Origin of the sequence: Niallia sp. FSL R7-0271 (assembly GCF_038005785.1) — a bacterium.
Taxonomy (GTDB): Bacteria; Bacillota; Bacilli; order Bacillales; family Cytobacillaceae; genus Niallia.
In genome coordinates this window covers 189,697-210,653 of record NZ_JBBOTZ010000003.1, presented here as the reverse complement: position 1 = coordinate 210,653, position 20,957 = coordinate 189,697, and the positions used below count along the sequence as shown (strand labels likewise).

At 35.3% G+C, this 20,957-nt stretch carries 19 protein-coding genes; 3 read left to right on the top strand and 16 right to left on the bottom strand.

What is annotated here, in order from left to right; genetic code table 11:
* Window positions 1–9: 9 nt before the first annotated feature.
* The 6 genes from MKX82_RS28350 to MKX82_RS28325 all read right to left on the bottom strand — a co-directional run bounded on the left by MKX82_RS28350 (window position 10) and on the right by MKX82_RS28325 (window position 9,419).
* Window positions 10–2,409, bottom strand: coding sequence for a heavy metal translocating P-type ATPase (locus MKX82_RS28350; protein WP_275009308.1), 2,400 nt, complete (start codon window positions 2,407–2,409; stop codon window positions 10–12).
* A complete protein-coding gene (locus tag MKX82_RS28345; protein ID WP_102231257.1) occupies window positions 2,402–2,767 on the bottom strand; it encodes an ArsR/SmtB family transcription factor in 366 nt (121 codons plus the stop codon). The genes MKX82_RS28350 and MKX82_RS28345 overlap by 8 nt, the downstream gene beginning before the upstream one ends.
* A 402-nt stretch (window positions 2,768–3,169) precedes the next feature.
* On the bottom strand, window positions 3,170–4,429 hold the full coding sequence (locus MKX82_RS28340) for a cytochrome P450 (RefSeq protein WP_275009307.1): 1,260 nt from the start codon (window positions 4,427–4,429) through the stop codon (window positions 3,170–3,172).
* Window positions 4,430–4,684: 255 nt separating this feature from the next.
* Window positions 4,685–4,909 carry a hypothetical protein gene (locus MKX82_RS28335; protein ID WP_275009306.1) on the bottom strand — a complete coding sequence of 75 codons (225 nt, stop codon included), beginning with the start codon at window positions 4,907–4,909 and terminating at the stop codon, window positions 4,685–4,687.
* 537 nt (window positions 4,910–5,446) lie between these two features.
* Window positions 5,447–8,392, bottom strand: coding sequence for a Tn3 family transposase (locus MKX82_RS28330; protein WP_275009305.1), 2,946 nt, complete (start codon window positions 8,390–8,392; stop codon window positions 5,447–5,449).
* Between the two features lie 451 nt (window positions 8,393–8,843).
* Window positions 8,844–9,419, bottom strand: coding sequence for a recombinase family protein (locus tag MKX82_RS28325; protein ID WP_341082028.1), 576 nt, complete (start codon window positions 9,417–9,419; stop codon window positions 8,844–8,846).
* 147 nt (window positions 9,420–9,566) lie between these two features.
* Here MKX82_RS28325 and MKX82_RS28320 point away from each other — a divergent pair, with 147 nt between their 5' ends.
* A complete protein-coding gene (locus tag MKX82_RS28320) occupies window positions 9,567–12,533 on the top strand; it encodes a Tn3 family transposase (protein ID WP_341082026.1) in 2,967 nt (988 codons plus the stop codon).
* Window positions 12,534–12,600: 67 nt separating this feature from the next.
* On the opposite strand, the gene MKX82_RS28315 is transcribed toward MKX82_RS28320, so the two are convergent.
* The 5 genes from MKX82_RS28315 to MKX82_RS28295 all read right to left on the bottom strand — a co-directional run bounded on the left by MKX82_RS28315 (window position 12,601) and on the right by MKX82_RS28295 (window position 14,786).
* Entirely contained in the window at window positions 12,601–13,116 is a 516-nt protein-coding gene (locus MKX82_RS28315) for a sulfurtransferase TusA family protein (RefSeq protein WP_341082025.1), read from the bottom strand.
* 53 nt (window positions 13,117–13,169) lie between these two features.
* On the bottom strand, window positions 13,170–13,466 hold the full coding sequence (locus tag MKX82_RS28310) for a rhodanese-like domain-containing protein (RefSeq protein WP_341082023.1): 297 nt from the start codon (window positions 13,464–13,466) through the stop codon (window positions 13,170–13,172).
* 18 nt (window positions 13,467–13,484) lie between these two features.
* The gene (locus MKX82_RS28305; protein ID WP_341082020.1) at window positions 13,485–13,847 is read right to left on the bottom strand and encodes a rhodanese-like domain-containing protein; all 363 of its coding nucleotides are present in this window, start codon (window positions 13,845–13,847) and stop codon (window positions 13,485–13,487) included.
* Window positions 13,848–13,886: 39 nt separating this feature from the next.
* Complete coding sequence (locus MKX82_RS28300) at window positions 13,887–14,366, bottom strand: DsrE/DsrF/DrsH-like family protein (protein ID WP_127739796.1); 480 nt, start codon at window positions 14,364–14,366, stop codon at window positions 13,887–13,889.
* A 159-nt stretch (window positions 14,367–14,525) separates the two neighbouring features.
* Complete coding sequence (locus tag MKX82_RS28295; RefSeq protein WP_127740018.1) at window positions 14,526–14,786, bottom strand: metal-sensitive transcriptional regulator; 261 nt, start codon at window positions 14,784–14,786, stop codon at window positions 14,526–14,528.
* 400 nt (window positions 14,787–15,186) lie between these two features.
* Here MKX82_RS28295 and MKX82_RS28290 point away from each other — a divergent pair, with 400 nt between their 5' ends.
* Entirely contained in the window at window positions 15,187–15,582 is a 396-nt protein-coding gene (locus tag MKX82_RS28290; protein ID WP_341082017.1) for a DUF3888 domain-containing protein, read from the top strand.
* Between the two features lie 86 nt (window positions 15,583–15,668).
* On the opposite strand, the gene MKX82_RS28285 is transcribed toward MKX82_RS28290, so the two are convergent.
* From MKX82_RS28285 to MKX82_RS28265, 5 genes are all read right to left on the bottom strand, one after another.
* Complete coding sequence (locus tag MKX82_RS28285) at window positions 15,669–15,875, bottom strand: DUF5316 family protein (RefSeq protein WP_341082016.1); 207 nt, start codon at window positions 15,873–15,875, stop codon at window positions 15,669–15,671.
* 63 nt (window positions 15,876–15,938) lie between these two features.
* Window positions 15,939–16,979 (bottom strand): IS1595 family transposase, encoded by a 1,041-nt coding sequence (locus tag MKX82_RS28280; protein ID WP_341082013.1) that lies wholly within the window; start codon window positions 16,977–16,979, stop codon window positions 15,939–15,941.
* Window positions 16,980–17,227: 248 nt separating this feature from the next.
* Window positions 17,228–17,392, bottom strand: coding sequence for an SE1832 family protein (locus tag MKX82_RS28275; RefSeq protein ID WP_341082011.1), 165 nt, complete (start codon window positions 17,390–17,392; stop codon window positions 17,228–17,230).
* A 35-nt stretch (window positions 17,393–17,427) separates the two neighbouring features.
* The gene (locus MKX82_RS28270) at window positions 17,428–19,557 is read right to left on the bottom strand and encodes a heavy metal translocating P-type ATPase (protein ID WP_127739798.1); all 2,130 of its coding nucleotides are present in this window, start codon (window positions 19,555–19,557) and stop codon (window positions 17,428–17,430) included.
* Window positions 19,550–19,918: an ArsR/SmtB family transcription factor gene (locus MKX82_RS28265; protein ID WP_127739799.1), complete on the bottom strand. Its 369-nt coding sequence runs from the start codon at window positions 19,916–19,918 to the stop codon at window positions 19,550–19,552. The genes MKX82_RS28270 and MKX82_RS28265 overlap by 8 nt, the downstream gene beginning before the upstream one ends.
* A gap of 292 nt (window positions 19,919–20,210) precedes the next feature.
* Here MKX82_RS28265 and MKX82_RS28260 point away from each other — a divergent pair, with 292 nt between their 5' ends.
* A complete protein-coding gene (locus tag MKX82_RS28260) occupies window positions 20,211–20,936 on the top strand; it encodes a YwmB family TATA-box binding protein (RefSeq protein ID WP_341082006.1) in 726 nt (241 codons plus the stop codon).
* The last annotated feature ends 21 nt before the right edge of the window (window positions 20,937–20,957 follow it).

The window sequence follows — 20,957 nt, the reverse complement described above, 5'->3', positions numbered from 1 at the left end:
CTTTTCCCTTTATTCTTTCACTCTCATTAGTCGCAAACCATTTAGTGCTACCAGAAGGGTTGCACCCATATCAGAAAGGATAGCAATCCAGAGCGTTAACCAACCTGGGATAACCAATAGTAAGGCAATAAATTTAATAGCAATTGCAAAAGTAATGTTAGCTTTGATTATATTTAGAGTTTTTCGGCTAAGTTTTACAGTGAATGGAAGTTTTCTTAGATCGTCACCCATTAGAGCGACGTCTGCCGTTTCCAGGGCAGTGTCTGTACCAGCTCCACCCATTGCAATACCAACTGTTGAGGCGGCCAATGCAGGTGCATCATTGACACCATCTCCTACCATAGCTACATTGCCATACTCGGATCTTAACTGTTTAATAAAGTCTAATTTGTCCTGTGGCATTAATTCTGCCTCAATATCAGATACTCCAACCTGCCCTCCTATAGCATTAGCAGTACCTTTGTTATCACCTGTAAGCATAATTGTTTTTTTGATTCCAAGTTGATGTAACTTTTGAATAATATCCTTACTTGATTCACGAACTTCATCAGCAACTGCAATAACTGCAAGTATTTCTTTTTCGGTTCCAATAATCATGGCTGTCTTACCTTGATTTTGAAGAGTAGTAACATTTTGCTCTAAGTCTTTATCGAAATTAGAAATTGCTAATTCTTTAAAGAGTTTCGGGCTACCGATATAATAAGTCGTCCCGTTTACAATACCTTTTATACCCTTACCTGTAATAGAAGAGAAGTCCTCTACCTGTACGTCAGAATAAGAAATGTTCTCCTCTTCTGCTTTTTTCATAATCGCAGATGCAAGTGGATGCTGAGAACGATACTCTAATGCAGTAATGATGGATAGTAATTCTTTTTCATTTATCTGTTTGTTCAACACATTAAAATCAGTTACAGCTGGTACACCTTTTGTTAATGTACCTGTTTTATCGAATGCTATGGCCTTTAAGGCACCCATTTCTTCTAAATAAACTCCGCCTTTTACAAGAACACCTTTTTTCGCAGCATTCCCAATCGCTGAAACAATCGAAATCGGAGTCGATATGACCAACGCACAAGGACAACCAACAACAAGAACAGCTAATCCTTGATAAACCCATGTTTCCCAACTACCATCAAAGAATAAAGGAGGGACTATAGCAACTAATGCTGCAATGATCATAATAATCGGTGTGTAATATTTAGCGAATTTGTCAACAAATGCTTGCGAAGGAGCGCGTTCTCCTTGTGCTTCCTCTACAAGATGAATAATTTTAGAAATCGTTGTATCTTCTACAAGTTTCGTTATTTTTACTTCAAGTAAACCTTCTTCATTTAAGGTACCTGCAAACACTTCATCATCAACTGTTTTCTCAACAGGGACTGATTCACCTGTAATAGCTGCTTGGTTGACGGCAGAGTATCCACTTACCACTACACCATCCATCGCAATCTTTTGACCAGGTTTGACAATCATGATATCGCCAACAGTAATATCATCGACATGTATCATTATTTCTTGTCCATTACGTCTAACGAGTGCCTCTTTAGGAGCGATATCCATTAATGAACGAATCGATTGTCTTGCTCTGTCCATAGAGAATCGCTCAAGTGCTTCACTGATTGCAAAGAGAATAACAACAATGGCAACTTCTGCCCATTCTCCAATAATAGCACCACCTATAACAGCTACTGTCATAAGGGTTTTCATGTCAAATTCAAAGCGTAGTAAATTTTTCAAACCGACTTTAAAAAGTGACAACCCTCCAATAACCATGGATGCTAAAAACAATAAGGTAGTAACAATGTTCTCTTCTCCGTTCACAGACGAGGAAAGGTAACCAAATGCAATCAATAAGGAAGCATAAAGTAGAGTACTATGCTTTTTATAAAACGGCACTTTTTCTTCTTTCGTATCTTCTTTTACCTCTTGTGAAACTTGGCGAGCCGATTTTTCAGGAGTCACTTTAAGATTTTCGAATGCACCGGCTTTTTCTAGTTCTTCAATTGTTGCATCACCGTAAACAGATATCTTAGATGCACCAAAATTTACTTTTGCATCCTGAACTCCTGGAAGCTGTTTTACGTTATTCTCAAATTTCCCAGCACAGTTTGCACATGTAAATCCTTCAACACGGTAAACATTTTTATCCTCTTTAACCTCTTGTTTAGCTTCCCGCTTTGGTTTTTCAGGAGCCACTTTAAGGTTCTCAAATGCACCAGCTTTTTCTAGTTCTTCAATCGTTGTATCACCGTAAACGGATATCTTAGATGCACCAAAATTCACTTTTGCATCTTGAACTCCTGGAAGTTTTTTAACATTTTTTTCAAACTTCCCTGCACAATTTGCGCATGTAAACCCCTGAACGCGATAAACATTTTTTTCAGCCTCTAATGCTTTTGCTTCAGACAATTTTTACAACCTCCTTCTGATGTGCAAATGCAACCTGTATTAGTTGCTTTACATGATCATCATCTAATGAATAGTAAACTAACTTACCTTCTTTTCGATATTTAGCTAATCCAAGATTTTTAAGTAACCTCAAATGATGAGATGTTGTGGCAGTTGTAGCACCAACAATATTTGCTACATCACATACACACAATTCATCTTCCAAAGAAAGAGCATACGCAATCTTAATCCTAGTATCATCCGATAAAGCTTTAAAAACTTTGGCTACTTCCAAAGGATTTTGTTGGAGTAGTTCATTTTTACCTCTTTTGACTTTTTCTTCATCTATACACGTAACTTCACATGCATCATATTGCAAATTTTTCACCTCATATCAATCAAATATTCATTTGAATATTATTATATGTGAACAAAAACAAATAGTCAAATATACGTTTGAATATAATTTGCATAAAAAGCAGGTTTTCTTTAGTTTGCAGTAATTAATTATTCTTATAACTAAATTTAATTTCCTTTTTATGTTGGATACACTAGGAATATTGTCAGGGTGCCAGTTTTAAAACTTGAAAAGTTTTTCAATATAAAAAGCCCAATTTATCTCTTTATTAGAGAAAAATAGGCTTTGCGGCTGGCTCTCCATTAATTAAGGTGTCTTCCTTATAAAACAGACTTCTGTGATTAAGAAATCAACTTTTGTCATTTATCTTGTTTGGCAAAAGGCGAACTTAATAAGCTAATTATCTACAAAAATTTAGTGTAATTATAACTTTCGTTTAACATTCTTTATCACTACTTTGCTATGGGGAATACTTGGCATGCTCACCATGCTGTAACTTAAATCCTGGTTAGGAATTTCATATTCCATACGCTTGGCCAGATAATCAAGACTTACTTTCATGACTTCAATGGTGACCCACTCTCCAGCACAGCGATGACCCATAAAGTAATCACCACCACCCTGCGGAATGAAACCAAATGGGCTTCCTCCCCATTTAGCAAACCGATCAGGACTGAACAAATCTGGATTTTCCCAAATTTCAGGGTCATGATTTGTGCCATAAAGATCCAGTAAAGTTAATGTGCCTTCTTCAAATTTATAGCCGTTCCAGGTGAAATCTTTTTTTACCAATGCTACGACAAACGGAAAAAACGGATAAAAACGGCGAACTTCCTGTACAAACATCTGAGCATATTTTTCATCACGGGATTCAAGTTTCTCCCTTTCTTCCGGATAATGATACAATGCCAGCGCAGTGAAATTGATGAATATAGCGATCGCCACAATAGGTCTCAAGATATTGATCACTTCCACAGCAGCAGTCTCGGTATCCAAAAGATTCCCTTCTAAATCGCGATGCCAGGCAAATATATGTAAAGCTGTATCTTCTGGAGGATTTATTTCCTCTTTACGCACCTTATCAACCAACTCACCAATCCAATTTTCTACTTTATTCCTTGCATTTCTCGCTAGCCAATGATTTGGACCAACGGCAGCCGGAGACTCGAACATCGCCGCCAAGTCTTTTGTCAATTCCTTAACATCGCCTTCTTCCAACGGGACACCTGCCCACTGGCAGGCTGTTCTGCATAGGATTTCTTTTACTTCTTCATAAAGAATAACTTCATCCATCTGTCCCCATTTATTTAGTGCTGTCTTCCACTGTATTTTTGTAATGTTTGTTAAGTTTTGAAGTCCTTTAGGAGACATGATGGACATAAACATTTCTTTCCGATGTTTGTGATCTTGTCCATCCAATGCCTGCACACCATTCTTCCCAAACAATGTTTGAACCGCCCGGTTCGGAGCTGCATCTTTCCTTTTGAATTTTTCAGTGTCATAAAAAACTTTCGCAGCTTCCTTTCCTACCATGCAAATCGCTTTCTTTCCTAGCAATCGGGTCTCAAATATATCAGAATTAAAACTTTTACGTCTGTTCAAAATGTACATGTATCCTTCTCTCATAAGGCTTAAGCTATGATCTATGCCCTCTTCCCGAGGCATTTGATTTGTATCTGCCATATCATTCATCTCCATTTTCATTAGTGATAATTTTATTCTTTGTAACTTTTTCCTATTTACTCATAAAAAAACTTGGATCACATACCACATATTGAACATTATCAAGATAAAAAAAATGGCTGCCGACTTTGTCGACAGCCTGAGACCCTAATCCAAATTAGGGTCTTTTTATTTTTTGTTTATTCTGAGTGTACACTGTTTAAAATGTAGTAAAATCAATGGGTTGTTTCGACTGGAAGATCCTTTTATACTAAATTAACAGCAATCTATATTTGACTTTTTCATCATTTTCTTACAATCTTTCATTTTTCCATTTTTCGTCATTTCACAACAATCCATTTGACAGTTCATTTCCTCACACATTTCCATACATTCTTTTTTTGATTGACAACAATCCATCTCTTCTGATTGTGCTGCATAAACAGAACCACTAAATGCCATCACTACTAAAAATGCTAAAGAAAATATTATTTTTCTCATCCCTTTTCCCCCTTATGTAAAAATGATTGATGTGTCCAATGGTATTATACTATACCGCTAATTAACACTCACTAAATTTCTAACACTACAAACATAAGAAACGAGAGCTTAGGATAACAAGCTCCCGTTTTAATAGGATTAGTAAGCTTTACATTGGTTGAACACCTGATCCATTACAACAACAGCACATACCAGCACCACACAATAACGACAACATCCTGCTCCTTGGCAGCAATGACATTTATGCATACATACACCTCCATAAGATAACCACGCATAGTATATATATTTACTTGGTGTCAAGTTTAAACATGCCTATCTAAATTAATAATTTAGTTATAATAAATACTCTATACATTTCTAGTTATCACCCCCCTTAATCGCTAAGGGGGGTCAAATTGTCACAATTTATGGTCATTTAACATCTAATTTTTGATTTTTGGTGATGTTTTTCATAGTGACCCCTTATTCTTCAAATCGTTTCCGTACCCCATGACGGGAAGTTTCTCTTTAAAAAGAAAAGATATATCGTAATTCTTAGGAAGTTCTTTGAATTGGCAGACGTTCTTGCATGTTTAGCTTAAATGTCCCATACGGGTTTACATGGGCATAGATTAATGGTGTTAAGGCTCTAAAATCCTCAGGAGTTAACTTTTGAAGAAGAGATTTATTTTGTTCCAAAAGTACCTCTTGAATCATCAGTGTATTAATTAACACCAAACAGTTTTGAAGAAGATGGAGAGCAAGTACAGCGACTTCTTGATCTTCCATTCGGTTTGTTTGAATTTCTCCTCCTTTTCCGTAAAAAATAAAGCTATTGGCTGAGTTCCAGTTTTCAACGACATTTAACCCTTCATGGATTTCTCTTCGGACTTCTTCTGACGATAAATACTCACAAAGGAAGATCGTTTTTAACACTTTTCCTAATTCGCTGAGTGCCCGATACGTTGGATGCCCACTATTACGAGTGAAACGCTTGAGAACCGCCTCTGTTTCAGCTGTACCCAATCGTAAAGCAGTTGCATATTTAATCATTTGATCATACTGTTGTTCAATTAAACTCCAATTAATCGCTCTTGTTAAAACAGGCTGTAAGTTTGGATATGAGTCTTGCATGCCTACATCTGGACGATACAGTTTTTGAGCATGAATGGCTTTAAATCTTGGCATTAGTTGGAATCCAAGCAAATGACAAAAAGCGAAGGCAACTTCACTTTGACCGTGTGTATCCACGTAGTTTTTTTCTACTTCCATATTTGTGCAATGACGAAGTAAGCCTTCGATCATAGAAGCTACTTCTGATGAAGAACAGGATTTTAGTTGCGAATAAATACATGTAGAGTTCTTTTCCACGTGCCAATAAATCATTACTCCACGTCCCCTATATCGAATATGCCATTCAGTCAACAAGTTCTGATCCCAAGCCCCAAACTTTTTACTATCAGACGCACATGCAGTTGTTCCTTCACCCCATACTTCTGTTACACGAGCATCTAGAATGGCATTGGTTACCTTTGAAATGGCTTGCCGTAGGTTCTCTTTATGGATGAATTTCCGCCGTACATAGAGTAAGTCCTTGTAACTTTCCCCATGTTCACCAGCCGCAATTCGCTTTAATCCTGTGTTTGTTCCCAATCCATATAAGCAAAGAATAAGTCTTCGTTGCAGTGTTTCCTTATCAAGGATCTCACGATTACCTAACGTTTGGAACACATCTGTCAGATGTACACGTAAATCTGCCTCTTTTAAAATATCCAAAAGATTGGTCATGGGCCAACGCTTCATGACCTCTGCCTTTACGAGATTTAGGTTAACCGGTTCAGCCTGTGCCTGTAAAGGTGACACAGAAATCCAGCCATTTCCCTTACTCAATATACGTACCTTGGAGTTATTTTTAACACTTCTATCTAATTTCTCGAGAGCCGTATTCATACTCTGTTTCAGTTCGTGAATAAGTGTTTGTACCTCAAGGGGCTTACAAAGCGCTTCATAATGTTTTTCTCTATTTTGTTCAAAATCTTTTGGTAAATCTTCCTCTGGGTTTCTATACCGATCAGCTCCGACTACCCATACTTCTTTACAACGTAATCGATCTCGCAAAGCTTGGAGTACACAGATTTCATAATTCATTCGGTTTACACGGTTTGTTTCTTTATCAATGACCGTATCAATCCAACCTGACTTAACGATTCCTTCAATTGGGATATAATCTGTTTCATTATATGTATACTGATTGGTAAGCTTATATTGTGTAAGTAAATCAATTGCATCTATCACAGGTCGATGCACATCATTATTGGATTGAAATTCTAGAATATCAAGTAAAGCTGGAACCATTCTTCTGTAATGAGTACCGTAGGAGGATCTCATAACAGTATGTACTTTTTGTTTATAGGAGGGACCTGTATGTCTCATTTCCTTCACAATATCTTTTAATTTATCTTCGCCTACGACAGGAAATAAAACATCTCGCACAATACCGTCTGGTTGTTCCACTGCCTTTTCAGCCATACGGAACAATACGTTTGTCTTCCCACTTACTTTACGAAAATCCCGTAAAAATTCTTTTTCTACTTTTCGTTCCGCCCGAGCACCGATTCGATGAACAATTTGGATAATGAGCTCAACTAAGTTATCCGTAATTTCTCTACCTCTACACCAAAAGAAAGCTGCCAATAAAGTATAACGGATCGGATCAGGATGCCTGCGCAACTCTCTAATATCTTCAGAAACAGCTCGCTGTCTGTACGTTCGGATCATCTTGGGTGAAACACCGTAGAATAAATTTGGTGGAAGCTGTATATCTCGTACTGCTCGTAGTTTTTCTATCTCTTGAAATAAACTGTCTAACCCGATTCTTCCAGGATCAGATACAAGCTCTCGGAAACTGAGAATGGTTTGATCTTTTTCTATCTGTTCTGTATGGGACCAAGTACGTATAAACGTATCTAACTTAGATTGGGAGTGATCAGAAAGTTTAGAGTAAATGGATTGAGAAATCCGGTCCTCATACTGATAAATGGCTGACTTGATGTTTCGCTCTAAATGGTCATGAGCTGGGGGAACAATTTGTTGTTTTCTTAGGTGATGTAGTACATGTTTTCTTATTCTGTCTATTTGTAGTTCCTGCGGTAAGATGTTAGCCTGAAGCCAGGATTTTACTTGTTCCATATCAGTAAGGGTGCTGTCCCTAAATCCCATGTAATCGCGAATTTGAGCACGATGATATTTAATTGACCTTCCGTCCCAATCGTACGCTTGAAATAAATCTGCAGGTACATCTACTTGCTTGGCAATGTATTGAATAACATCTTTACTTATTTCCTGTTTCCCTTTTGGAAAACGTCCCTGATATTGAAAGAACTTTAGTAGAACGGCAAACCCCAGTCGTGTTCCTCCATATCTGTTTCCGAGTAAACGCATTTCTTCTGGAATAACGGTAAAAAGTTCAATAAGTTCTTCTAAGTCCCAATTTTGCTTCACTTTGTTTTTCCTCCTTATCATACGTATCAGCAAAATCTTATAGGAATTCAGAATATAAAAAAAGTCCCTAGAGTCAGGACTGAATCAATAAAAAGATTTACTTTGCCCCTGGTTGCACGAACGCTGGTACTGGGCCTATTAACCAAGCTGAGAAGATTAAATGATATATAAAGTTAATAATGAAACTAGGAAGGATATGCTTTAGCCAAAATGTTTGCTGCAATCGTTAGATTTTCCGAAGAGGTATAGGGTCTTTTTATTTATAAAAAAACACCGCAAACCACGGTGGAAAAAGAAAAACCATTAATAATGGATAGCTGTTTATCTCTTTTTATTTCTGCTATCTTTCTTGCAATAACTTAATTTAAGACATTATTTATTGCGCAGTATTTAGTCTACTACGTAATTAGAGATACTCCACAATCGGGGCCTTATATGGAATAAGGAGTGACTAATTGTTCACTTCTGACAGCTTTCTATATAATGAAGCCCTAGATACATTTGTAATTTCACAAATTTGATTTACAGTCATATTTCCTTCTTTATATAGCTTTACTGCATAATTCATTCCTGCGTGATTTTTATGATATTTCTTTAACCGTCCTTTAAACTTCCCTTCTTTCTTTGCGAGCTCAATTCCTTCACGCTGACGCAAACGAATAAGGTCTCGCTCTAATTGGTTAACACAAGCCATTACCGTAATTAAGAATTGGCTGTATGGATTATCTTCTGATAAATCTAGCCATGTATCCTTAAGTGATTTTAAGCTTGCCTTTTTATTTCGTATTAAATCAATCAATTCAAATAAATCTTGCGTACTTCGAGTGATCCGAGTTAAATCTGTAACATAAATAACGTCACCTTCCTGTAAATCCTCTAACATTTTTTGAAGTTGTTCACGATCCTTTGTGGCTCCTGAAATTTTTTCTTCATAAATAATATCCATTCCAATTTCGTTCAATTGCTGAAATTGCCTTGAAGGATTTTGGCTAGTCGAACTGACGCGTATATAACCGATTTTCTGCAAAATTTCACCTCGTTTTTGAGACAAGTCTTATGAGACACTCTTAACTATGATTTTATCAGTCTACTATACTTGTATCAATAGAGTACACTCTATTGATATATAATTAAACTAATTAACTGAAAAATTACAGAAATGGGATGAGACTATATGAAAATTGCGAGAGGTAGAGAATTACTTACACCAGATCAGAGACTTGCTTTAATGCAAATCCCTGAAGATGAATGGGTATTGGGAACCTACTACACTTTTTCCAAACGAGATTTAGAAATTATAAATAGGCGAAGGAGAGAAGAAAATCGTTTAGGGTTCGCAGTTCAATTGGCCGTTCTTCGGTATCCCGGATGGCCATACACTCATATCAAAAGCATCCCAGATTCCGTCATACATTATATATCGAAACAAATCGGTGCCACACCATCCACGATTAGTCTTTATCCTCAAAGAGAAAATACACTTTGGGATCATTTGAAAGAAATTCGAAGTGAATACGACTTTGTAACTTTTACTCTAAAAGAATATCGAATGACATTTAAGCATCTTCATCAAGTAGCTTTGGAAAATGGTGATGCCATACATTTACTACATGAATGCATAGATTTTCTAAGAAGAAATAAAATCATATTACCTGCTTTCACCACACTTGAGAGAATGGTGTGGGAGGCAAGGGCGATGGCTGAAAAGAAGCTATTTAACATGGTTAATCAATCTCTAACAAAAAAGCAAAAAGAAAAGCTGGAAGAGGTCATTACTTCGCAGCATCCATCCGAATCCAATAAAACGATATTGGGTTGGTTAAAGGAACCACCAGGTCATCCTTCACCCGAAACATTTCTAAAAGTAATAGAACGACTCGAATACATACGAGGAATGGAGTTAGAAACGGTACAAATTAGTCATTTGCATCGCAATCGCCTGTTACAGCTATCTCGCTTAGGTTCAAGATATGAGCCTTATGCATTCCGTGACTTTCAAGAAAATAAACGATATTCGATATTAACCGTCTATTTATTACATCTTACTCAGGAGTTAACGGATAAGGCATTTGAAATTCATGACAGACAAATACTAAGTCTGTTATCAAAAGGCCGTAAGGCGCAAGAAGAAATTCAGAAACAAAACGGTAAAAAGCTAAATGAGAAGGTAATACACTTTACGAACATCGGACAGGCTTTAATCAAAGCAAAAAAGGATAAACTAGATGTTTTTGAGGTTTTGGAATCTGTTATTGAATGGAATTCTTTTGTTTCTTCTGTAGAAGAAGCTCAGGAGCTTGCACGTCCTGCTGACTATGATTATTTAGACTTACTGCAAAAACGCTTTTATTCACTTAGAAAATATACGCCGACGCTATTAAGAGTATTAGACTTTCATTCTACAAAGGCAAATGAGCCACTTTTACAAGCTGTAGAGATTATCCGAGGAATGAATGAATCTGGAAAGCGAAAAGTACCTGATGACTCACCAGTGGATTTTATTTCAAAACGTTGGAAAAGGCATTTATACGAGGATGATGGTACAACAATTAATCGTCATTACTATGAAATGGCTGTTTTAACGGAACTTCGGGAGCATGTTCGGGCAGGAGATGTTTCCATTGTTGGTAGCAGGCAATATAGAGATTTTGAGGAATATTTATTTTCAGAAGATACATGGAATGAAGCGAAGGAGAATATGAGATTATCAGTTAGTTTATCATTCGAAGATTATATGACGGAGAGAACCAAAAGTCTTAATGAAAGGTTAAAGTGGTTAGCTGCCAATTCCGTTAAGTTGGACGGAGTTTCTCTTGAAAAAGGAAAGATATCAATTGCACGCTTGGAAAAAGATGTTCCGGAAGAAGCAAAAAAATTTAGTGCGAGCCTGTATCAGATGCTCCCAAGAATAAAATTAACCGATTTACTCATGGATGTTGCTTATATAACAGGATTTCATGAACAATTCACTCATGCTTCCAATAATCGAAAACCGGATAAAGAAGAAACGATTATTATTATGGCAGCCCTTTTAGGAATGGGAATGAATATTGGTTTGAGTAAGATGGCTGAAGCAACACCCGGACTTACATATAAGCAACTAGCCAATGTATCTCAATGGCGCATGTATGAAGATGCCATGAATAAAGCACAAGCCATATTAGTAAATTTTCATCATAAATTACAATTGTCTTCCTATTGGGGCGACGGTACAACATCCTCATCGGATGGTATGAGAATGCAGCTAGGTGTTTCATCACTACATGCAGATGCAAATCCACATTATGGAACCGGAAAAGGAGCAACCATCTATCGTTTTACTAGTGATCAATTCTCTTCTTACTACACCAAGATTATTCATACTAATTCAAGGGATGCGATTCATGTTTTAGATGGTTTGTTGCACCATGAGACGGATCTAAACATAGAAGAGCATTATACAGACACAGCCGGTTATACAGACCAAATATTTGGACTGACTCATTTATTAGGATTTAATTTTGCTCCAAGAATAAGAGATTTATCAGATTCGAAATTATTTACAATAGATAAAGCAAGTGAATATCCAAAATTAGAAGCCATTTTACGTGGACAAATAAATACAAAGGTCATTAAAGAAAATTATGAGGATGTTTTGCGATTAGCTCATTCTATACGAGAAGGAACAGTTTCAGCATCCCTTATTATGGGGAAATTAGGTTCTTATTCAAGACAAAACAGCCTAGCTACAGCCTTACGTGAGATGGGACGAATAGAAAAAACTATCTTTATTCTTAATTATATTTCAGATGAATCTTTAAGAAGAAAAATACAAAGAGGATTGAATAAAGGAGAATCTATGAATGGACTGGCACGAGCTATTTTCTTCGGAAAGCAAGGAGAGCTTAGGGAACGAACCATACAGCATCAATTGCAAAGAGCCAGTGCCTTAAACATAATCATCAATGCCATCAGTATCTGGAATACTTTACATCTAACAAAAGCAGTTGAATATCAAAAACGGTCAGATAGTTTAAATGAAGAATTATTGCACCATATGTCACCTCTAGGTTGGGAACATATTAATTTATTAGGAGAATACCATTTTAATTCCGATAAAAAAGTTTCGTTAGATTCTTTAAGACCATTGAAACTTTCTTAACGTTGTTAAAAATAGAGAATTCGTCAGGAAAATAGGCTTATCGTTGTAAATCCGCATTTTCCTGACGCTACCCCTTAAAACCATTTTCGGTTAATTTCTGTGCAGCAAGATCACTTCGATTTCCTGTTCTACAAACTATATAGATTTCATCATTTTTGTTTAAATCATCCAATTTGTTTTCCAATTCACCCAATGGAATGGAGATAGCGTTAGGAATATGGTTAAAAGCAAACTCTGCATTTTCTCTAACATCAATAATTACAGTGTTTTTATTTCCTTCTATCTTCTTCTCTAGTTCTTCATTGCTAATAACATTTGGGTGTTTTTTTTCATTCGCTTCTTCATTAGAAGATTTACGCAAATAATGTTTCAGTACTTCCCCTTCTTCAATTGTTCCTAGATATTGATGTCCAGTTCTTTCAGCCCAAGCTTTCATGTCTGCTTTAGAGCCTTTATCCGTTGCTTGAACTTCCAATACTTGCCCTGCCCCTAAGTTCTTCATTTCTTTTTTTGTTTTAACAATTGGCATGGGACATGCTAAACCTTTTACATCTAAGATTGTATTTGCTGTTAAATTTTTCATTTTTCAAGCCTCCACCCATATACCCGTATGGGTATTATTAATTTCAAAAAAATTTATTCTACTATTCCTTCCCAAGCAAGCATTCCACCAGTCATATTTATCACATTAAATCCATAATCTTCAAGAATTTGTGTGGCACGACCACTTCTTGCTCCAGAACGGCACACCATAATATACTCTTTTGATTTATCTAATTCATGCATGCGAAATTCAACTAAACTTAATGGGATATTAACAGCACTTGGTATTTTTCCTGCAGCAATCTCATCCGCTTCTCGAACATCAATAATATTCAAGTTCTCTCCTTTATTTAATAAAGTCTCTACTTCTTTTACCGTTATTTGTTTCATTATTTAGCCCTCCTACTATTAAAACCAAGCACTCATGCCGCCTTTTACGTTTGTTACATTTCTAAATCCTAATTTTTTCAGGATTTTACTTGCCCGTTGACTTCTCATCCCACTTTGGCAAATTACAATTACTTCTTTTTCCTTTGTAAGTTCCCTCTCAGCTTTTTGAGCAAGTTGATCAAGTGGTATATTTTTAAAACCTCTGATATGATTACCTTTAAACTCTCCGATTGACCGGACATCAATAAACTGCTTGTTCTTGTTAGTTAAATCTTTTCTTAATTCATTTGTGGTAATATTGTTAACACCCTTAATCGGTAAGAACCTCTTTACAATGAAAAATAGTAATAAAGCAATAACCAGATAATTTATATATGCCATTCTGGTACCTCCTATTTCTTAGGGGACTGATATGTCCGTTTATATAAATAGATTAACATTGCCTTTCTCAGCATCTGCTAAATAAGCTGCAACTCCAGCATATTCAATGTTATCTAATAGCTCTTCCTCTTTTAGCCCTAACAAATCCATTGTCATTGTACAAGCCACAAGTTTTATGTCTTGTTCGAGTGCCATTTCAATTAACTGTGGCAGTGGTATTGCGTTATGTTTTTTCATAATATCCTTAATCATCTTAGGACCAAGTCCAGCAAAGTTCATTTTAGAAAGCCCCATTTTATCTGCACCTCTAGGCATCATTTTGCCAAATACTCTTTCCATAATCCCTTTTTTGACCGTAATATCCTCATTCTTACGTAGAGCATTTAAACCCCAAAATGTGTGGAAAATGGTTACTTCATGATCATAAGCTGCTGCCCCATTTGCAATGATATAAGCAGCCATTGTTTTATCATAATCTCCACTAAATAAGACAATTGTTGTTTTTTTCTGTTCCACCATGATGTACCTCCTATTTTTAAACCCATACCGGTATGGGTATGTTTATATTTAAAAAAATTGCATTTTTTCAATCCAAAGCCTTAGTACTTATTTCTTTAAATCACAATACCATATGGGGTATTTTATTATTTAAAATAAGAGAAGGTGTCAACCCTTTTCTTATCGGCTTTTTACAAGTAGGTTTACAGCCTCTTTTACTATCTCCTCTGTGTTTTCCCCATTTTTATCAGCTTCCCGAACGCATTCTACTAAGTTTGCACTAACAATCAAACCAATTGTTCGATCCAGGGCGGTTCTTGATGCAGATAGTTGAGTAATAACTTCTTTGCAGTCCTTATTCTCTTCCATCATTTTTAAAATTCCTCTTAGCTGCCCCTCAATCCGTTTAATTCTATTTTTCATTTGATCATTGTAATCCAACACTTTTATTCCTCCTTTTTTTTGTGAATGGTAACTAGGTAATTTTTTATTATTTCATTTTCTTTTATGATTTATATTTTCGCTAACAAGATTTATATTATACCCCCTAAGGTATATAGTCAACTATAATTTTTTAGTATACAAAAAGACAGCAAATTAGCATAACAGTCCCAAAAGGATATTACAAACCTTTAAGAAACGACTTCATACCCTTTTATCAATCTGTTTAGATCTTTTGGATTGAGGGTCCCGACTTTCATCTAAAAAGGGTATGTCAAGTTTTTGGTTGATTTCGTATAAAATTCTAATAACTGTCCTGCTTAAGTTAGTTGGTCTTTATTACCTTTGAATATTAGACATCGGTACGGGGAAAATAAAGTAAAAATAAGTGGGGGTTATTATGACTTATAAAAGAAAGCTATTACTATTAATGACTTTTCTAACTCTTTCCTCTTATTCTCCAGTTCAAGCAGAAACAGTAACTAAAAACGATGTACAGTTGCGTGATGATGTGATTCTCGATTTGCTCTATCCATCCATCTACAAAGCACTCGAAAGACATTTCGGCGAACCAAAGCAATATTATTCTCCTAAGATTCTCCAAATAAGACAAAAGGAAGAACAAAAAACTTACAGTTACTTTAATATTACAGTTCAAGTAACAACGTTTGAAGGTGCCCACACCCCCCCATTTGACTTAGTTACCATCACTTTTAGTAATAAAAACTCTATAGAATGGCGAGCAATAGATATCAAAAGCAGAACATTAAAGTCAAATGAAACATCTAAATTCTAATAAAACATTTTAGTAATTGGCTATGTTAAATAATAGTGTTGATTTTTCACAAGAAATAAAGGACCTTTTTTAAGGTCCGTTTTTGGTTATAAAAAGTATATTAATCCTGCTATCCCTAAAGAAATTAATCCAACCAAACCAGAAATCATTGCTATTTTCGTTCTGAAATTCCTATGGTCTTCTGTTTCAGAATGAAAATTAGCTCTTTGTTGCTGTCCATCTGTCCAAGCCCCGATAAAAATACCTGAAATAATAATGCCAATTACACCAACAATAAGAAACAACTTCAACATTTACGTCCCTCCTCAGTTCATTAAAATATTTACGTTCTGAGCATAAATTTGTTTCATAAGATTTTACAGCTTTTGCTCTGATAATCTAAGGGTATTATATGTGACATCTGTTAAGAACAGGCAACTATCAATAATCATTTTACTTATCGTAGCATTGTCATTGCGATGTTTGACAATATCTAAGAATTGAAACCAGCTTAAATAATGGTCGAGGTATTTAGTAGCCACACCATTGAAACGGTCAATCCATCCTTTAAGACGACTGTGATAGTTATTTACGTTTTGAATATGATATAGACCTCTAACTCTGTCTTTACCATCTGATTTGAAACGATAATGTTCCAATCCTTTTTCAACTGCATAAGTCTTGAATGCTCTCCACGCATCTGTGCAAAGCACATTAGAAGTGTTTAACTTTGAACCTATTGCCTTATCTAATCGAGATTTTACAATACGACCTTGACCAATCACCTTTGAATAGGTTGATTTTTCACGGTCTCTCGCAATTAAAACACAGACCTGCTCCTTACTAATACCGCGATATTTAGATGAACCGCCACGTTTTCGAGCTTTCCGACCACTTATATTACGTTTACCTTTTTCAGAGTATAGGAAATAGGTCTCGTCCACTTCCACGATACCTGAAAATTGCTCAAAATCCATTTGTTTGAGTGCGGATAGTAATTTATGTCTCCAGTAGAATACGGTTACAAAGTGAACCCCAATCATATCGGATGCCTTACGTAAAGAATATCCTTCAATCATACATTGAACAAAATCTAACCATTTATGAGGTAGGTGGATACGATATAGAGGAGTATTAGTGACATCGGTAAAAGTCTTTCTGCAATCTTTGCAACGGTAACGTTGGCGTTCCATTGTTTTCATACCAACTTTAACTGAATATTTTCCAAAACGTACTGCATTATTTGAATGGCAATGGGTGCAAGTGTATCCTTCTTTATGTTTCTGTTCAGTTACCTCTTTAAAGATAGGCTCACTTGCAGAAAATGAGTTAAGCGATTTAGTGAAAAACTCTTTCAAACGATATTGGTCGGCTGTACTAAGTTTTTCAATCTCTTTAATAATTTCTTTCAGTGCCATTCGAATTCACTCACTCTCGTCCTTTTCTACTATTATAGAACGATTGTTCGCTTTATTCAAATATCAACAGAGTTATTTAACATAGCCTAGTAATTAAAAAACGGATACAGTTTAATTGTATCCGTTTTAGATTTTTTAGTTGTTGTAATATGAAAATAGAAATTCAGGAGACCGTTTAATCAACCATTACCTTTAACATAGCGTAATTAAAATATCTGCTTATATCAACGTATTGTTCAAATTTCACCTTAATATTGATTAAAAGATTTTATTTCCTCTTCAATTTTAGAAAGCCTTTTTTCTAAGGGAGTTAAGTTTCCTTTTACATATTCCAATTTTTCTGGATTATCTTGAACCTGTAACTTTTCGTCCTTTAAATCCATGATTTTATATTCAATATCTTTTTTATTCACTTTCTACCTGCCTGCTCCCTCTAAATATTAGTTAATTATTCTTTAATTTTTAATAAACGCAAACTGTTAAGTGTGACAATTAGTGTTGCCCCCATATCAGCAAAGATTGCAATCCACAAAGTTAACCAACCCGGCATCACTAATACTAATGCTAATAATTTAATCGCTAAAGAAAATGAAATGTTTTGCTTAATAATAGTTAGCGCTTTACGGCTTAATTTAATCGTATAGGGAAGTTTACTTAAATCATCTGACATTAAAGCAATATCTGCAGTTTCTAATGCTGTATCTGTTCCAGCTCCACCCATTGCAACACCAACTGAAGACGCTGCAAGTGCTGGAGCATCGTTCACACCATCACCGACCATTGCGACACTTTGATGTTTAGCTCGAAGTTCTTTAATAAAATTGAGTTTATCTTCAGGAAGTAAATCAGCTTTAATATCCAACACACCGACTTGCTTTCCAATTGCTATTGCTGTTCTTTGATTATCACCAGTTAACATTACTGTTTTAATACCTATGTTGTTTAATTTAGTAATAACTGCTTTCGATGTGTCTCTTATTTCATCAGCTACTGCAATTAAAGAAAGAATTTCCTTTTCTGTTCCTAAAACCATCACTGTTTTACCTTCATTTTGCATATGAGTGATATTTTCTTTAATTGTATTTTCAGTCTTACCATGTAATTCCTCAAATAGATTAGGACTGCCGACAAAGTATAATTCATTACTTATCTTCGCTTTTACACCTTTACCAGTAATCGATTGAAACTCTTCCACTATTAAAGCATTAAAATTTAATCCTTTTTCTTCTGCTTTTCTTATAATGGCTGATGCAAGTGGATGTTGAGACCCTTTTTCGATCGCTGCTGTTACCTTTAACAACTCATCCTCATTACCATTAATAGTCACGATATCTGTTACGGAAGGAACTCCCCTTGTTAATGTTCCAGTTTTATCAAAAGCAATTGCTTTTATATGGCCTGTTTCTTCTAAGTGAATACCACCCTTAATTAAAACGCCATTCTTAGCTGCGTTTCCAATGGCTGTAACTATAGAAACCGGAGTTGAAACGACTAAGGCACAAGGACAACCAACAACTAATACTGCTAATCCTTGATAAATCCATTCACTCCAATCTCCACCAAATAACGGAGGAACAACAGCGATTAATAAAGCTAAAATCACTATAGCTGGTGTATAGTATTTAGCAAATTTATCAACAAATGCTTGGGAAGGTGCACGCTCTGCTTGTGCTTCCTCAACAAGATGAATTATTTTGGATAAAGTTGTATCTTCTACTCGCTTCGTTACTTTTACTTCTAGTAGCCCTTCTTCATTTAGTGTTCCAGCAAAGACCTCATCATCCACTGTTTTCGTAACAGGAACACTTTCACCTGTGATGGCTGCTTGATTAAGTGTAGAAGTTCCTTTAATCACTAATCCATCCATTGCTAATTTTTGACCGGGCTTAACAATCATTATGTCTCCCACTTGAATATCATCAACAGAAATCATTAGTTCTTCGTTACCCCTACGTATTAACGCTTCTTTTGGTGCAATATCCATAAGAGATTCAATGGACTGTCGTGCTTTCTCCATTGAATAACGCTCCAATGCCTCGCTGATTGCAAACAAGATAACAACAGTTGCACCTTCGCCCCATTCGCCAATGATTGCAGCTCCAATAATAGCAATAGTCATTAGCGTATTCATATCAAATTTTAATCGACTAAGATTTTTAAGTCCTTTTACAAATAGTGTATAACCACCAATTAAAATAGATGCTCCATACCCAATCATTGGAAGGATATGATTTTCCCCATATTGCTCACCTAAAAACCAACTAATCACGAGTAATATAGCAGATATATATACTTTAATATTTTCTTTTTGCTTCCAAAATGGTTCACGCTCAACCTTTTGTTCTTTATCGCCTCGAATTTTTAGATTTTCAAAAGCTCCTGCTTTCTCTAATTCCTCGATGGTTGTATTTCCTTTTACGTAGACCTTGGATGCTCCAAAGTTCACTTTTGCATCTTGAACCCCAGGAAGTTCTTTTACATTATTCTCAAAAATAGCTGCACAATTTGTACAAGTAAATCCTTGAACACGATATGTTTTCATCTCTTCTTCGGTTAAATTTAATCCTTTTTCAGACATTTACCATCACCTCTTTATTACGCTTTAATGCAATCATTAATATCTGTCGAATATACTCATCCTCTAAAGAATAAAAAGCCAGTTTCCCTTCTTTTCTATACTTTACAAAACCTTGCTTATGGAGAGTTCTTAAATGATGGGAGGCATTTGCAACGGATGATCCAATAATATTTGCTACATCACAAACGCATAATTCATCGACTTGACACAAGGCATAGGTTATTTTTGCTCTATTTTCATCAGCAATTAGTTTAAACATTTGAGATAAATTACCAATGTTGACTTTTTCTATATCGCTTTGTATTCGAGTAACTTTTTCTTCGTCGTAACAATAAATTTCACAAGTATCTTTCTTCTTCATTACAACACCCCATGTTCATTCAAATATTCATTTGATTATAATATACCACATTCGAACAATTATATTCAAATGTTTATTTGAATGTTTTCACCTATTTCACCTGACCTTAAAAATAAAATAAGTTCATCTCACAGTTATTATGTACACAATAACCCTTCAGTACTTTGTATTTGTTGATAAATCTTCCTACATTAATCCCTCGCTATGGAAACTAGCTATTATTTAAAGAATATTAATCTAGTATAAATAATCCAGGCTTTGGTTATCCTTATTCATAAGGGAGAGTTGAAAAATGAAAAAAATAATATTAATGTTATGCATTTTTTTACTATTAGTAACTATTACAACTAAGGAAGCTAAAGCTTTTTATGAAGAGAATGAATTAAGTCAAATAACAAAAATCGCCAATCAAAATGGTGTTTCAATAAATACTTGGTCTATGTATATAAAAGAACCAATTCAACATTTTTCTACAATGAGGGACCTTGATAAGTCAGTATCAGTTTTTTTGAAGAACGAAAAAGAATATACGTGGTCCCCTAAAAAAGCTGAGAAAGATCATTATAAAATTGAAGGAAAAAAAGAATCTGCCAGTTTAGGAATAGCAGAGAAAGTATTAATCATAATTTATTCTCAAAACGGTAAATATAATTTAAGTATTACTTATGATATAAAGGGAAAGTGGAATGAAAGTAAATGGCCTGCAATTTTCAATATGTATAAAAATAAAATAGATAATTACTCTACGTTTTATACCATTCAAGGAACAGCAAATATAGAAAATTCCTTGTATACAGAAGCATCCCAATTACTAGCTGATTTTTCTGGAGAAGAAGTACAAAGCCTTAATGAAAATAACTTTGTTTCCCTATCCGCATACACGAAGCATTGGGAAAATAAACTTCCTCTTGGAGATAATCAATATATGAACCTGCATATCGCATACAGAGAGACTAGTGAACCTGCGAATAAGGTGAAGATAACTATTGGTACCCCTATAATTACATCAGAGTATTAACAAGACAAAACGAGATGTCGG